This is a genomic window from Phocaeicola faecalis (assembly GCF_021730445.1).
In the GTDB taxonomy this organism is placed as follows: Bacteria; Bacteroidota; Bacteroidia; order Bacteroidales; family Bacteroidaceae; genus Phocaeicola; species Phocaeicola faecalis.
This window is the reverse complement of record NZ_JADNRM010000001.1, coordinates 530372-543846: the sequence shown is the minus strand read 5'-3', so window position 1 is coordinate 543846 and position 13475 is coordinate 530372. Positions and strand designations below refer to the sequence as shown.

Genomic DNA, 13475 nt, shown 5'->3' with positions numbered 1-13475 from the left:
TGTTGTTTGACAAATGTAAGTCTTTTATCTTTGATATTAAAATATTTATAACTCTTTTATCACCTTTTTCATTTGATTTTTCCAAGACAGCCGGCCGATGGAGTTTCTTATTTGTTCCGGCGGAATATCGAGTGCCGAATAAAACCGGACAATCTCATTGATATCGATGGCGCTTTCGTCGGCAGGTGCTTTGAGAATGTAGGGCATACGGTCAAAATCCTCATCCGTTTCCGAATAAATGAACGGTATGCCGCGAGCTGCATACTCCCTGTTTTTGAGTGTTTTTATTTTGTCGATGTGGCTGCGGTGGCGTGCCAGGCTGCCGATGGCAAAGTCTGCCCGGTCGAACAGTTCATCCAGTTCTTTTCCCATCATCTGTCCGTGAAAAATGACTTGCTTCCTGATGTGATAGCGGGTGATGAGTTCGTGGAAACCCGGAGCATGTTGCGAATCATACATTTCTGATTTCCATACTCCGCCTACGATATGGAAGTAAATTTCCCTGTCGTGAGGTTGCCGGTAATATTCTCCCAGTCCGTGTATCAGTCGGTCGTATCCGTGCCAGTAGTGAACCTCCGCAACCCCTATCAGATGGATGGCAGAGGACGAATCAAGACCGCTCGTCTTTCTGAGCGGGACAGCGTCGAAATCCACTCCGTTGGATATCCTGATGGTGCGTTGGCCGAATATCCTTGCTTCGTCTGAAAACGTGACAATGGCATTGACCCGCTTTGCCAACGCCCTGCGGAACAGCCTGTCTATTTGCAGTCCGCACCGGGTAATGAATGGAAAACCTTTGTACTCCGAATCGTATGGATAAGTGGGGATTTCCATTGCAATCTTTATTCCGGCTTTCTGCAACCGGTGGAACAGGCGAACCGTAAACGGGTTTGCATTGTGAAACGAACGTACATAAATCATGTCAACCCCCTGACTGACGGCATAGCGGTAAATGCTGCCGTATGAAATCCTTTTCCTGACCGCCGCCCACTTCCCCATACCATAATCTTCTATGACCTCTTCGTTCATCATACGCACCCGGTGTCTGTTTTTATTTATGCCATACGTGCAGACGTCCACCGTGTGACCCAGCTCGCGCAACGCCTTTATCTGACATAGAATCTTCTTACTTATGCCGCTGCTCTCGGAGAAACCGTGATATAATAAAAAAATGATTCTCATGATTCAATCCTTAGGCAGTTCTTAAAAAGGACATCCCATTTGTCCATTATGTTCTTTTGCGAATACGGTAACACATACGTTCGTGCGGCAGTTCCCATTCTCATTCTGCTTTCTTTATTTTCAATCAGGTGATTTATCTGATTTACCATCTCCTTTTTATCCCCTTCCTTTACAAGAATGCCGTTGTTCATATTCTCAATCATGCTTCGCGGTCCGAAAGGGCAATCGTATGTTACGCAGGGCACTCCGCAGGCCATCGCTTCGAGCAGTGCCATGGGGAATCCCTCATACCTGGATGTCAACACCAATAGGGAACAGTTGAGATATTCATACATAATATCGGGACTGCTTCCTTTTAGGTGTATATAAGTTTCTGCATTTTCGGCTAGAATTTTTTGTTGTAGTTCGTGCTGAAGCATTCCTTGTCCGTAAATGTCCAACACCCAGTCGGGGTGTGTGTCGTGCACCGACCGCCAGACCTCAATCAGCCTGTCTATTCCTTTTTCCCATTCCAGCCTGCCCACACAGATGGCTCTGGGGGCTGACAATGTACTTGGAACGGTGGGGTAGAAGGGCAATGAATTAGGAATGATGACGGTGGGTCTGACGGCTGCCCATTCTTTTTTCTCGTGTTCGTTGAGCACAACGAAGGTGTCCAATTGCTTTACCGTAGCATCTATCTTTCTTCTTAGCCATTTCCCTGCCATCCGATGTACGAATCCGCCTTCCAGCAAGTCTTGTGTCTTGCGCAGGTTCATCCGGGTGGTGTGAGCTTCTCCCACCTTCCTGCTTCCGTCTTTTAGTTGGGTGAGGAAGTCGAGGTCACGTCCCAGCGTGCTGATAACGATGTCCGCTTTCAGGCGTTCCAGCAGTCTGCCGAGTTTTCTTCTGTAAACAAACATGAGTGTGAAGTAGTAAAGACTTCTGAGCAGCAAACCATGACGGTATTGTCGGTCGAAGTTGATGCCCAAGTCAATATGCCTCACCTTGGACGAGAGCGGAAAGACGACCGCCCTTCCTGCCTGTGAATCAGTGACTATATATACCTCATGCCCCATCACGTCGGCCAGATAGTTTGCCTTCTGAATGATGATTCTGTCGGCACCGCCCACGGTGGTCAAGGCCGTATATAGATATACAATTTTCATTTCTCCTTCAGTTCGTTGAAAAGCTTTTCCCACATCGGCATGATAGCCTCCGGTGAGTAGCGCTCAATGTTTTCCCGTGCCTGACGGCCGAATGCTTTTCGTTCTTCCTTATACTCTATGAAGTAACACAATGCTTCGGCAAATGCCTTAATATCACCGTTTTCCACCAAGAAACCATCCTCTCCGTCACGGATAGTCTCTGCCGGTCCGTTGGGACAGTCGAAGGCGACACACGGCAGTCCGCAACCCATAGCCTCCAGCAACACCAAGACGAAGCCTTCGTAATTGGAACTCAGGGCGAAGATGGAACTGTTAAGATATTCTTGTGCTATATTCTTCGTGAAAGGATGGATGGTGACCGACTTTGCCAAACCGTTGCGGCGGATTTGTCCGTTCAATGCCTCCCGGCGGATACCTTCGCCGAAGATGTCCAGCCGCCAGGAAGGATGCTGCTTGTTGACGATGCTCCAGGCATCAATCAGTCTGTCAAATCCTTTCTGATACGTGAGCCGCCCGACCGCTATCACGCGGTGTGCCTCACACGGACTGCTTTGGGGAGGGATGAATTTCGTGAAATTGGGAATGACACACACGTGCGGTGCCTTGCTCCATGCTTTCGCATCCGCCTGCGTGAGCGTCACCACCACATCGCTGTACTTTTCTATCAGCCGGAAACGTCTGCGGGTGTTCCATTTATTTCTCAAATCTTTAAAGAATCCCAGCCTGAAATCATCCGTCAGATGGATAAACTCCCTCGCGCCGTGTGACTCGATGACCTTCTTGGCGCGGCACTTCAGCCGGCATATCTCGCCCGCCATATAAGTTGTAGTGCAAATGATAATGTCAGGGTCTATTTTTCTTATTATCTCTTTCAGACGCCTTTTGCCCAACCGCTGCAGTCTGAACCTCATCCATACGCGTCGGGGCAACATATACCGGTAGCACACATGATGGCGTATGTCGAGGTCGACATGATGCACATTGGGCGACAGAGGGAAGCTGACCGGATGGTCTCCCTGCGACGAAGTGACCAGATACACCTCATGGTGCAGGCGGTCGGCCAAGTAATTCATTTTGTCGACGAATATCCGTTCTATCCCGCCCACAACGGCTATCGTGTCATATACATATATAATTCTCATATCATTTTTTTGAACAATGTATCCCATTTTGCCATGATGTTCTCCGGCGAATAACGCTCCATGTCGATTTTGGCATTGTGCCCCATCCGCTTTCTGTCTTCATCGCGCAGAATCATCTTTAGCAAGCTATCTGTAAAGTCTTTTAAATTACCTTTCTCCACCAGAATGCCGTCTTCTTCGTTGTAGATGATGTCGGCGGGTCCGTGCGGACAGTCGTATGCCACACAGGGCAGCCCGCATGCCATTGCCTCGATGAGCACCAGTCCGAAGCCTTCGTAATTGGAACTGAGCACAAAGAAGGCACTCTTGTAATACTCTTCCACTATGTAGTCCGTAAAGGGACGGATTGTCACCGTTCCCTCCAGTCCGTAAGTTTTTATTTGCGCGTTCAGCTCATCCTTCAGCACCCCTTCGCCAAAGATGTCCAGCTTCCACTCGGGATATACCTTGTGTACTTCCGCCCACGCTTTAATCAGCTGGTCAAATCCTTTTTGATACGTGAGCCGTCCCACGGCGATGGCGCGCGTGGCGTTGTAATCGAGATAACCTTCCAGAGAAACGAACCATGTGAAATTGGGGAGGACACGTATCGGCCGCCTGAATCCCTTTGCCCACGACCGGGCATCGCTTACGGTCAGCGTCACCAGCACGTCACAATATTTCTGCACGGCACGACACTTTTTGTATGCCTCATAGCGGTCGAACCAATCGCGGATGCAGCCCCGGCTGAAATTGTCGGGTATTGCCATATACTCCTTGGCGCAATGCGATTCCATTATCTTTTTCGCTTTTCCTTTCAACCGCCCGATTACTCCGGGCTTCCAGGCCGTGGTGCAGATAATGAAGTCGGGACAGATGTCGTCTATCACCGCCTGAGCGCGTTCTCTGAACAGGTTGTCCAATCTTTTCGCTTCGCGCAGACGCTTGAAATACCGGTATCGGTACTGCGAATGAAAACGGACTCCCAGGTCGATGTGCCTCACCTGGGGCGACAGTGGAAAGCTGAAGGGAACGTCTCCCTGTGAGGTGGTAAGTAAATATACCTCATACTGAAACTTGTCTGCCAGATAATTCATTTTCTCGACAAATATCCGTTCCAGTCCTCCCTTATAGGCGATGCTTTCGTGTATATATATTATTTTCATTGTGCCGTGAGCCGATTAAACAAATCAATCCATTTTATCATCACTTTATCAGCCAGGAAACGTTTGGAATTTTCTTTTGCCTCCTTGCCCAGTTGTCTTCTCAGTGGATGGTTTATAATCAGTCTGTGGATGGCCGTCGCCATGTCCCACAGTTCGTGTCCGTCGGGCGACATCCTTTCAAAATAAGGCAACAGTATTCCGTCTTCGTCGTGATGTATGATTTCGCCCGGACCATATGGACAATTGAGTGCGATGCAGGGCAGTCCGCACGACATCGCCTCGATTAGCACCAGCCCGAAACCCTCATACAACGAGGACATCAGAAACATGGAACTGTCAAGAAATTCTTGTTCAAGGTCGTCGCTGAAAGGATGGATTTTCACCACCTCCTCCAGTCCCAGTCTTTCAATCATGTGTAATAAAGATTTCTTTTCTTCGCCCTCTCCGTAAATGTCCAGCCGCCAACCGGGATGTATGCGGTACACCTTCAGCCATGTGGCAATTATCCGGTGGAAAGCCTTTTCTTTGGTGAGCCGGCCGGCGCTTATGGCGCGTTTCACCGTGAGGGGGCTGGTAGCGGGCGGAAGGTCGGGTATGGAATTTGGAATGACAAATTTCCGCTTGCTGTCTGTGTTCCATTCCTTGCTGTCTCCGTCGGTGAGCGACACGATGGCGTCACACTTCTCCTCGATGGTGAGGAAGCTCTTCCGGAGCATCCGTTCGTGTAAAAGCTGGATGGGCTTGCTGCGCTTTATTCCGTCATTGATGCCGGTGCGCGACTTTACGCAATGCGATTCGACTATTTTTTTTGCACGGCACTCCAACCGGCACACCACGTCTGCCTTATAATAGGTGGTGGCGATGATGATGTCGGGGTCTATCTGTGCGATTTGTTTCTTTATTTTCTTTTCAAAGTCGCAGTCCATCCGCCACTTCATCCACCATCGCAACGGAGCTTTATGCCGATATTGCAGATGGAAGCGGACGTTGAGGTCGACGTGCTTCACCCGTGCGGAGATGGGGAATGAGAAGGGATGCTCTCCCTGTGCGGCAGTAATGAGATAAACATCATAAGCGCATACATCGGCAAAATAATTCATTTTGTCTGTCAAAATCTTTTCTACGCCTCCAATCCGCGCGATGGCGTCATAGACATATACTATTTTCATCCTTCATATTATTTTCTACAAAAATAAGCTTTTCCCGACAGACATCCAAATAAAAACGTAATGGAAGTTACCGTTAAAACGGTAATTTTCCATTATTTTTCGTTTTCTCTTCCTCTGCGCGGAGAAAAGCTTGAAAAGCCCGGTCGTGTGTGCGCCAGTCGTTTTCTGCTGCCGGTCCTTCGGAGGCACTGTGAGAAGCCCTTTGGAGCCACTCCGCGGAAGGGGCGTATTCGGCAAATTTGGTCATGCTGGGGTTGTGCGAGAGATAAATCGTGCCGCAGGCGCCGTTGCGGTTTTTCGCCACGATGAGCAGCATCATGTCCGGGGTGACGGGGTACTGGCTGTCGGGCACCACACGCATTCCCGCCTTGTGGGGGTGGAAAATGAAGCTCACCGTGTCGGCATCCTGTTCGATGCTTCCGCTCTCGCGGATATTTTCGAGGTGTGGCATTTTGTCAAAATTGCTCATCACCTCGCGGTTCAGCTGGCTCAGGGCGATGACGGGGATGTCCAGTTGCATGGACAGCAGTTTGAGCAGTCGGCTGTTGGCGGCTACGTCCTGTTCGCGGGTGCCGGTGGTGCGTGTGGTGGCGAAAAGTTGGAGGTAATCCACGCCCAGCAGTCTGCATTTTCCTTCGGCATGGAGTGCTTTCACCACCACCGCCACTTCCTCCATGGTGATGTTTCCGCGGTCAAAAAAACGGATATCCATCTGTTCCATTGTTTTCCTCATTTCGCGCACCAGTGTCAGTTCGGCATCGGTGAGCCGCCCCCTGTTCCAGTCGTCGGGCTTGATGTCCGTCAGGCTCAGAATCCAGCGTTCCACCAGCTTGTCGGCCGACGACTCCATACTGATGAGACACACGGGGACCCCTTGGCGCACGGCGGTGAGGAGGGTGTACATCAGGATGGCGGTCTTGCCCTCGTTGGGGCGTCCGCCGATGACGTTGAGCGTGCCGCCGGGCCATCCCTGCAGCATCTCGTTCAGTGGTGCGAAACCGGTGTCGATGCCCGGCAGTTCGCCCTCCGCGCGGTTCATGCGTTGCTCCAGCCGTTCCATGACGCGCTCCATCACTTCGGGCATTTCGCGCAGCTCGTTGATGGCGGGCAGGTGGTTGCTCAGGTCGTTCACCTGCCGCAGCACCTCCACCAGCGTCTCTTCGATGTCGATGGTTTCGTCGGCGGCGCGGTTGTCGCCCGACAGCAGGATTTCGCGCAGCCGTCGGCGCATGTAGAACTGCGACAGGATGTCGATGTGTTGTTCGAGGTGTGCCGAGCTTGCCACCCTGCCGCTGATTTCGGCGATGCGGTATGCTCCGCCCACGGTGTCCAGCATTCCTTCTTCGCGCAACTGCTGTGCGACGGTGAGGATGTCTATCTGCAGGTCTTTTTTCTGTAGCGCGAGGCAGGCGTTGAATATCAGTTTGTGGGCCGGTTCGTAAAAGTAGTCGGGGTGGATGAGCGGGATGTATCTTCGCGCCGCCTGTCCCTCTATCAGGATGGCGCCGAGCACTGCCACCTCCAGTTCGGGGGCGGCGTGGGGCATGACGCCGGTGCTGCCCATAAAGATTTTCTGTACTATTTTTACGTCTCTTTTGTTGCCTGAATTCTGCTTCTGACTTTCTGAATTCTGTTTTCGGAAATCTGAATTCTGTTTCTGACTTTCTGAATTCTGTATTTGGGAATCTGAATTCTGCTTCTGAGAATCTGAATTCTCCTTTTGGGAGTCCGAATTTTCTTTTCGGTCTCCCGCATCTTGTTTGTTTTCTTCCATTTTTTTGCTTCTAGAACTTGAAACTCTTGTCCTTCAGGTAATTGCATGCCAGTTTGGTATGCTCCTTCTTTCGGATGGTGTCTTTATACAACTGCACATTTCGAATCGCCTCCTCGCGCTCTTCCAGACTCAGTTTTCGCCATTCGCGGCGTGCCTTTTCCTGTTCCGCAGGCTGAACTTCAAGCATGAAGCTGTAGTACTTGAAGAACTCCTGAAACTTCTTCTCCGTCTCACTTCCCAGCTCGATGTCCCGCTTCGTTTTCTGCTCCTGCAGACGCACGCTTTTTCCGCAATGCTCTTCGTAGTGGGGCAGCCAGAAGAGGTTTTTGGAAATCTCTGTGCATCTTTCAATCAGACCGCTCATTTCCAGCAGTTTGATTTTTTCGTGCGCCGTGCTTCTGCTCCATCCGGTCAGTTTCATGATGTCGCCGGGGGTGAGATAAATGCTGCCTCTTATCAGCTTGACGCCCTGGTTGGTTTTGCCGTCGCCAAAGTTGGCGTAAACCAGCATGTAGAAATACAACGTTCCTGCACTTCGAATCGGTATTTGATTGATAATCAGTTCAGCCAACTTGCGTGGCAACGCCATGTAACCGTTCTCGTTGAAATTCAAAATTGAATCTAATAAATCTTTTTCCATGTCAAATGTTTTTGTGGACATGCATCCGTTACATTTCCGGACACTTAATCCATTGGTTTATAATTACATAAGGGGTAGGCTCCGTGACCCTTCCGGACGGTGACCCGGACAGCCTTTCCTTATTGTATTTAGAATTAAAAAAAGAAACAAAGAAAACTCTCTTGAGGGCTTTGGGAAAGTCTTACCATTGTTTGGGAAGAATGTCTCCATTGTTTTCGGAAAGTGTCTCCATTGTTTGGGGGTACTGTCCCCGGCTTTTTCGACGACAAAAGTATAAGACTGAAAAAACTAATGTTTCAAGAAGTTGAAAAATCATTTTATTTTTGTACTTTTGCGCCCATTTTTATTAATTATTATTCATTTAAAAAAATGTAACATCATGCTTAAAAAACAAGACGATGAGATTTTGCGAATTGCGTATCATATTGAAAGCTCGGTTATGAGCGTACTTCGGGCTTATGCCGATTTGATTTCCTACAAGTTCACTTCGGCGAAAGCGGATATGAAGATGTCTTATAACACGTTGGAAAACAACTTGAAAGACAATCACCACCCCAAGTTGGAAGTGATGGTAAGAATCGCCCGCGGGCTGTTTCCGGGGCTGGAGGAAGAGATTATGCCGGGGCTTCCCCGCAAGCTCTCTTCCCATCTCTGCCGCAATGAAATGATGGCGCGTATTTTTGCTGCCTTTTTGGGTAATAACGCCAAGCGTATCAAGCAGGTAGCTTCTTTGATGTCCCGTTTGGCCGACGGTGAGCTTCCCACGCTTTCCGAGCTTGATGTGATGAAGAAAGCAGCAAAAAAAGACAAATAAAATTATTTTCTAATTTTATTTAAACTTTTTAGGGCATCCCCAGATAATTGAAGATTAGTTCCACTTGTTTGGGGGTGAAGGAGTGCTGGGAAGGGATGTATCCGCTTTGGTTCAATGCCTTTTCCAGCACTTTATTTCGTTCTATCCACTTGCGCAGGGTGCGCAGGGCGCTGACGTAACTCATTGTGGGATTGTAGAGATGGGCTATTTCCGCCTTTCCGTAGCTTTTGATTTCGATTTGTTTTTCAATTTCTTTCATATACTTCTTCATTTTTTTAAGTAATAAGTAAAGGTACTCATTATTAGTGGTTTATGCAATAATTTTTGATTATTTATTTCCTTTTCTCATCTTATATTTTCGTTTGTATATTGTTTATATCTTAATTTATCACTTACGTTCGGTTTGTAAACCCGGCGTCGCCGCGCTGCCGTATCTTTGTGGTGTTCCAAGCGGGGGAGGGCCTCTCCCGAAGCTGTGTAAAGGCAGCGTGTGGGGACGAGAGAAACGGATTATTAACCTGATAAAAAAGTAAGATTATGGCAAATGTGAAATTTTCAGTTGTGGCCAAAAAGAATCCTGTGGAGCCGGAAGCCGGTGCCAAATTCTATGCCTGTGCACAGAGCGCGGGGGTGCAGTCGCTCGAAGACATGAGTAAGGTGATTGAGAAAAACTGTACGCTGACTTCTACCGATATTATGGCGGTACTCCATGCCATGGACGAGGTGATGCGTGACCAGTTGTGTAATGGACAGATTGTGCGCATCGGTGATTTGGGCTATGCCCGCCTGTCCTTGCGCAGTCGCGGGGCCGACTCGGAGGACAAGTTTGATTCTTCTCTCATCAAGCAGGCACGCGTGGTGTTCACGCCCAGCGCCAATACGCGCCGCGCTCTGATGCACCTCGTTTATGTGAAGGTGGAGAAGCGTCCGGTGAAGTCCAAGAAAGTGGTAGAGGAGTAACGTATCGAATCGGGAACGTACTTTTCTTAGAAGGAAAACGAAACGTATCGAATCGGGAACAGACTTTTCTTAAAAGGAAAACGGAATGTATCGAATCGTGAACAGACTTTTCTTCAAAGGAAAACGGAATGTATCGAATTGTGAACAGACTTTTCTTCAAAGGAAAACGGAATGTATCGAATCGTATCGAAAAACAGATTTTTATTAAAAATGAAACGAACTAAACAACAAAACAAAATGAGTAAAATGAACAAAACAGCTTGGGGAATCCTCCTCAAGCTCATTATTGCAGTTGCGACTTCGGTTGCCGGTGTTATCGGAATCACTTCATGCATAGGAGGCTGAGAAAATGGAAAGAGAAGTAAATTTAATTGTCGTTCACTGTTCCGCCACCCGGGTGGACAGAGACATAACGGCACGCGACATCGACAGCTTTCACCGGGTATGCGGCTTCAGCAGTTGGGGCTATCATTACTATGTCCGCAAGGACGGTTCGATAGAGAAAATGCGTGACGAAAGCGAGCCGGGTGCCCATGCCTACGGTCATAACCGTGACAGCATCGGACTGTGCTATGAGGGCGGACTGGACGTGAACGGGCGTCCGGCCGATACCCGCACAGCTGCGCAAAAACGTACGCTGGTAGCGCTGCTCCGTTCCTTGCGGGCTGATTATCCCGGGGCGCGGATTGTGGGACACCGTGATTTGAGTCCGGACGTGAACGGCAACGGCCGTGTGGACAAGTGGGAGCGCACCAAGGAGTGCCCCTGCTTTGATGCGGCGGAAGAGTATGCGGATTTGTAAAGTATGTGTAAATAAAAAAGAAGGAGTACGAGTGATGGCAATAAGATATAGTTTGTCAAAGAAAGGCGCAAATGGCGACGGTCTTTATTACGCGAATACGCGCAGTGCGGGAGTGGTGGATTTGAAGGAGTTGTGCAAGCGCATCACGCAGCGCTGCCGCCTGAAAGAGCCGATGCTGCTGGCGTCAGCCATGGCATTTGCAGAAGCGATGGAGGAAGAGCTGGCAGAAGGCAGGATTGTGGAGCTGGGCAATGTGGGCCGGTTTCAGGTGTTGTGCAGCAGCACCGGTGCGGAGACGACCGACTGTTTTTATGCGTGCAAGCACATGAAGCCCGCCAAGATTCAGTTTCGCCCGGGCAAAGGGCTGAAACAGATGCTCAAAGGGGTGGAATACAGAAGGGTGGCACTGAAATGAAAGGTGTGGATAAGGTGGTGGATGGATAAGAGGAATGTATCAAAATTTTCATAAACTACGAGAGGGGTCAAAACAAAAATGACCCTTCCGAAAAGTTACAGATTGTAACTGCCAAACTTAAAAGAGCTGTATCTAATCTCTGCTTAGAGTAATGATACGGCTCTTTCTCTTGCTTTTGAGGATGCTCAAGTTTCAGATTAAGAGTTCTTCTTTGGTTTAGCTTAATTTTGACACTCTCTTCGATTAAAGGGGAGTTCTGACACTTCTTTTTTTGGGGGGGGAGGGGTGGCGCATCATGACAGGCGGGCTCTTAAGAAGGAAGTCACATACTTCGAAATGCGATTCAGAATGCCGGCGGCCAGCAGGATTGCGACAATGGAACCGAAGTAGCCGAAAGGAAAAGCGTATCGGGTGAAGTATCCCATAATGACGAATTGCACGATGTAAATATCCAGCGTAAGACTTGCGATATAGTTTACAACCGATGCCGCTTTCCCGCATCCGGGTCGGGACAGCCTTTCGGAGAGACTTTTAGAAAGTTGGAACGTGTAAATGCTGAAGAGTGCCAACAATATGGGGATGCAGAGCTGGACGTCATAGAGGGGACGGACTGTGTGAAGTATATATATTTTTAAACAGTAATAGACGGCTGCAATGAAAAGTACAGCCGACAGCGTTCGGGCGATGGAAGAGGGGATTTCCGTATTTGTCTGTCGTTGGGCGGCAATGGCTCCCAGTAGCATGATGATATAATAAAAATACCAATGTAGGAAGTGGTTGTGCTCGGTATTTTCGATAATCCATCCCTGATGTGGCACACAGAAGTAAGTGGCGAGCAACGGAAGGACAAAGACGGTACAGACTTTCCATAACTGCCTCTTAAAGAACTTGACGGAGTAAAAGAAGAGAACATAGAACACCAGGATGGCTTGCAGGAACCAGAAGGTGGGGATGAAAATGTCTGGCAACCGGAAAGACTGTATCCCTCCAAGGACACATACTGCCATGAATATCCATAGGCTGGGGTAGATTCTGGTAAACCGCCTTATGACCCACGGAACACCCCCGGCGTTGCGGTTGCTCAGATACAGTGCAAATCCTGAACAAAAAAAGAACAAGGAGTTGCCCAATGCCCCTCCGGTGGATAGGAACTGTAGCTGGGGAGGGTATAAGGGGCCGATGTGCGAATTGGTAATTAATATTACTGCAAGGAAACGCATCGGCGAAAGGATTTGTTTCGACTGTTCTGCCTTCATTATTTTTCTGTGTCAGGGAATATCGGCGTAAAAGTAGGAATATTTTTTAAACATCATGCTTAAATAGTCGGATTTCTAAAAAAAAGACTATCTTTGTATATGTGCTGCGCACGACAATAATAAGAAATGAGGATGGAAAAACATAATGTAAGAATCTTGGTCTGTACCCATAAGGAAGGCCGTGTAAGAGATGACGATATTTATATGCCTGTCCAGGTAGGCAAATCGGCTTCCGCCATTGATTTGGGCTGTCAGGGAGATGATGCGGGGGATAATATAAGCGGTAAGAACAAGACTTATTGTGAGCTGACCGGTTTGTACTGGGCTTGGAAGAATCTGAAAGAGGCCGATTATATAGGCTTGTGTCATTACCGGCGTTATTTTGACCTCTCGCCGAAGAAATATCTTTTCAAACATATTGAGTCGGACAGTATTACGTGGGAGCGTTTTGTAAAGACTCCTTCTACCCTTGATTTTGCCGGTGTCTTTGCTCGATATGATGTCATATTGCCTACTGCCCGTGTGCTGGACAGGTCTGTTGTGGATGAACATATTTTTAACTCCGGTTTCATTGATTATATGATATTGGAGAAGGTCATTCTGAAGCTGTATCCTGATTACAGAGACAGTGTGCTGGATGTGTTTTATAAGAAGAACCATATTCCCCAGCGGAATATGTTTGTTATGAAAAAGGAATTATTTCACCGTTATGCCGAATGGCTGTTCTCCATATTGTTCGAGGTGGAGAAACACCTTCGTTTGTCTCCTTATCACTACGCGCAGCGTGTCTTTGGATTTATGGGAGAAATATTATTACCCTTGTTTTGCTATCACAACCGTCTCCGCATTTATCAGCGGCGGATATTGGGAATAGGGTGTGGGTATAATCCGAATAAATTGAAAAGAACGGTGTGTGAGGTTGTTGACAGGGTGCGGTTTAAAATGAATACTTATCGGATAACGGAACTTTATTCTGAGAGATATCCTGAAATCCTCCTTTCGGAGGGAATTGTCATTTAATGAAACGG

The 13475-nt window shown here is 48.3% G+C and carries 15 protein-coding genes; 6 read left to right on the top strand and 9 right to left on the bottom strand.

Annotated features, from left to right (window positions below; genetic code table 11):
- Nucleotides 1-45: 45 nt before the first annotated feature.
- The 7 genes from IR173_RS02345 to IR173_RS02315 form a co-directional block, all read right to left on the bottom strand.
- Nucleotides 46-1182: a glycosyltransferase family protein gene (locus IR173_RS02345; protein WP_237038077.1), complete on the bottom strand. Its 1137-nt coding sequence runs from the start codon at nucleotides 1180-1182 to the stop codon at nucleotides 46-48.
- Nucleotides 1179-2330, bottom strand: a complete 1152-nt coding sequence (locus IR173_RS02340; RefSeq protein WP_237038076.1) for a glycosyltransferase family 4 protein — start codon at nucleotides 2328-2330, stop codon at nucleotides 1179-1181. The genes IR173_RS02345 and IR173_RS02340 overlap by 4 nt, the downstream gene beginning before the upstream one ends.
- Nucleotides 2327-3472: a glycosyltransferase family 4 protein gene (locus IR173_RS02335; RefSeq protein ID WP_237038075.1), complete on the bottom strand. Its 1146-nt coding sequence runs from the start codon at nucleotides 3470-3472 to the stop codon at nucleotides 2327-2329. The genes IR173_RS02340 and IR173_RS02335 overlap by 4 nt, the downstream gene beginning before the upstream one ends.
- Nucleotides 3469-4617 carry a glycosyltransferase family 4 protein gene (locus tag IR173_RS02330; RefSeq protein ID WP_237038074.1) on the bottom strand — a complete coding sequence of 383 codons (1149 nt, stop codon included), beginning with the start codon at nucleotides 4615-4617 and terminating at the stop codon, nucleotides 3469-3471. Before IR173_RS02330 ends, IR173_RS02335 begins: the two co-directional genes overlap by 4 nt.
- On the bottom strand, nucleotides 4614-5786 hold the full coding sequence (locus tag IR173_RS02325) for a glycosyltransferase (protein ID WP_237038073.1): 1173 nt from the start codon (nucleotides 5784-5786) through the stop codon (nucleotides 4614-4616). The genes IR173_RS02330 and IR173_RS02325 overlap by 4 nt, the downstream gene beginning before the upstream one ends.
- A gap of 73 nt (nucleotides 5787-5859) precedes the next feature.
- A complete protein-coding gene (locus IR173_RS02320) occupies nucleotides 5860-7560 on the bottom strand; it encodes a replicative DNA helicase (protein WP_237038072.1) in 1701 nt (566 codons plus the stop codon).
- 10 nt (nucleotides 7561-7570) lie between these two features.
- Nucleotides 7571-8200, bottom strand: coding sequence for a helix-turn-helix domain-containing protein (locus IR173_RS02315; protein WP_237038071.1), 630 nt, complete (start codon nucleotides 8198-8200; stop codon nucleotides 7571-7573).
- 379 nt (nucleotides 8201-8579) lie between these two features.
- On the opposite strand from IR173_RS02315, the gene IR173_RS02310 reads away from it, so the two are divergent.
- Nucleotides 8580-9014 (top strand): hypothetical protein, encoded by a 435-nt coding sequence (locus tag IR173_RS02310; protein WP_237038070.1) that lies wholly within the window; start codon nucleotides 8580-8582, stop codon nucleotides 9012-9014.
- 28 nt (nucleotides 9015-9042) lie between these two features.
- Here IR173_RS02310 and IR173_RS02305 read toward each other — a convergent pair whose 3' ends face one another.
- Nucleotides 9043-9273 (bottom strand): DUF4248 domain-containing protein, encoded by a 231-nt coding sequence (locus tag IR173_RS02305; RefSeq protein WP_237038069.1) that lies wholly within the window; start codon nucleotides 9271-9273, stop codon nucleotides 9043-9045.
- 278 nt (nucleotides 9274-9551) lie between these two features.
- Here IR173_RS02305 and IR173_RS02300 point away from each other — a divergent pair, with 278 nt between their 5' ends.
- The 4 genes from IR173_RS02300 to IR173_RS02285 all read left to right on the top strand — a co-directional run bounded on the left by IR173_RS02300 (nucleotide 9552) and on the right by IR173_RS02285 (nucleotide 11191).
- Complete coding sequence (locus IR173_RS02300; RefSeq protein WP_237038068.1) at nucleotides 9552-9974, top strand: HU family DNA-binding protein; 423 nt, start codon at nucleotides 9552-9554, stop codon at nucleotides 9972-9974.
- Between the two features lie 237 nt (nucleotides 9975-10211).
- Nucleotides 10212-10319, top strand: coding sequence for a smalltalk protein (locus tag IR173_RS02295; RefSeq protein WP_237038067.1), 108 nt, complete (start codon nucleotides 10212-10214; stop codon nucleotides 10317-10319).
- Nucleotides 10320-10323: 4 nt separating this feature from the next.
- Nucleotides 10324-10776: an N-acetylmuramoyl-L-alanine amidase gene (locus IR173_RS02290; protein WP_237038066.1), complete on the top strand. Its 453-nt coding sequence runs from the start codon at nucleotides 10324-10326 to the stop codon at nucleotides 10774-10776.
- 34 nt (nucleotides 10777-10810) lie between these two features.
- On the top strand, nucleotides 10811-11191 hold the full coding sequence (locus IR173_RS02285) for an HU family DNA-binding protein (protein WP_237038065.1): 381 nt from the start codon (nucleotides 10811-10813) through the stop codon (nucleotides 11189-11191).
- Nucleotides 11192-11484: 293 nt separating this feature from the next.
- On the opposite strand, the gene IR173_RS02280 is transcribed toward IR173_RS02285, so the two are convergent.
- Nucleotides 11485-12447, bottom strand: coding sequence for an acyltransferase family protein (locus tag IR173_RS02280; RefSeq protein WP_237038064.1), 963 nt, complete (start codon nucleotides 12445-12447; stop codon nucleotides 11485-11487).
- Between the two features lie 132 nt (nucleotides 12448-12579).
- Here IR173_RS02280 and IR173_RS02275 point away from each other — a divergent pair, with 132 nt between their 5' ends.
- Nucleotides 12580-13467, top strand: a complete 888-nt coding sequence (locus IR173_RS02275; protein ID WP_237038063.1) for a DUF4422 domain-containing protein — start codon at nucleotides 12580-12582, stop codon at nucleotides 13465-13467.
- The last annotated feature ends 8 nt before the right edge of the window (nucleotides 13468-13475 follow it).

What these genes read in the sequence shown, in the direction of transcription:
- IR173_RS02345 (WP_237038077.1), bottom strand. Translation starts at nt 1,182, where the DNA reads ATGAGAATCATTTTTTTATTATATCACGGTTTCTCCGAGAGCAGCGGC.
- IR173_RS02340 (WP_237038076.1), bottom strand. Translation starts at nt 2,330, where the DNA reads ATGAAAATTGTATATCTATATACGGCCTTGACCACCGTGGGCGGTGCC.
- IR173_RS02335 (WP_237038075.1), bottom strand. Translation starts at nt 3,472, where the DNA reads ATGAGAATTATATATGTATATGACACGATAGCCGTTGTGGGCGGGATA.
- IR173_RS02330 (WP_237038074.1), bottom strand. Translation starts at nt 4,617, where the DNA reads ATGAAAATAATATATATACACGAAAGCATCGCCTATAAGGGAGGACTG.
- IR173_RS02325 (WP_237038073.1), bottom strand. Translation starts at nt 5,786, where the DNA reads ATGAAAATAGTATATGTCTATGACGCCATCGCGCGGATTGGAGGCGTA.
- IR173_RS02320 (WP_237038072.1), bottom strand. Translation starts at nt 7,560, where the DNA reads ATGGAAGAAAACAAACAAGATGCGGGAGACCGAAAAGAAAATTCGGAC.
- IR173_RS02315 (WP_237038071.1), bottom strand. Translation starts at nt 8,200, where the DNA reads ATGGAAAAAGATTTATTAGATTCAATTTTGAATTTCAACGAGAACGGT.
- IR173_RS02310 (WP_237038070.1), top strand. Translation starts at nt 8,580, where the DNA reads ATGCTTAAAAAACAAGACGATGAGATTTTGCGAATTGCGTATCATATT.
- IR173_RS02305 (WP_237038069.1), bottom strand. Translation starts at nt 9,273, where the DNA reads ATGAAAGAAATTGAAAAACAAATCGAAATCAAAAGCTACGGAAAGGCG.
- IR173_RS02300 (WP_237038068.1), top strand. Translation starts at nt 9,552, where the DNA reads ATGGCAAATGTGAAATTTTCAGTTGTGGCCAAAAAGAATCCTGTGGAG.
- IR173_RS02295 (WP_237038067.1), top strand. Translation starts at nt 10,212, where the DNA reads ATGAGTAAAATGAACAAAACAGCTTGGGGAATCCTCCTCAAGCTCATT.
- IR173_RS02290 (WP_237038066.1), top strand. Translation starts at nt 10,324, where the DNA reads ATGGAAAGAGAAGTAAATTTAATTGTCGTTCACTGTTCCGCCACCCGG.
- IR173_RS02285 (WP_237038065.1), top strand. Translation starts at nt 10,811, where the DNA reads ATGGCAATAAGATATAGTTTGTCAAAGAAAGGCGCAAATGGCGACGGT.
- IR173_RS02280 (WP_237038064.1), bottom strand. Translation starts at nt 12,447, where the DNA reads ATGAAGGCAGAACAGTCGAAACAAATCCTTTCGCCGATGCGTTTCCTT.
- IR173_RS02275 (WP_237038063.1), top strand. Translation starts at nt 12,580, where the DNA reads ATGGAAAAACATAATGTAAGAATCTTGGTCTGTACCCATAAGGAAGGC.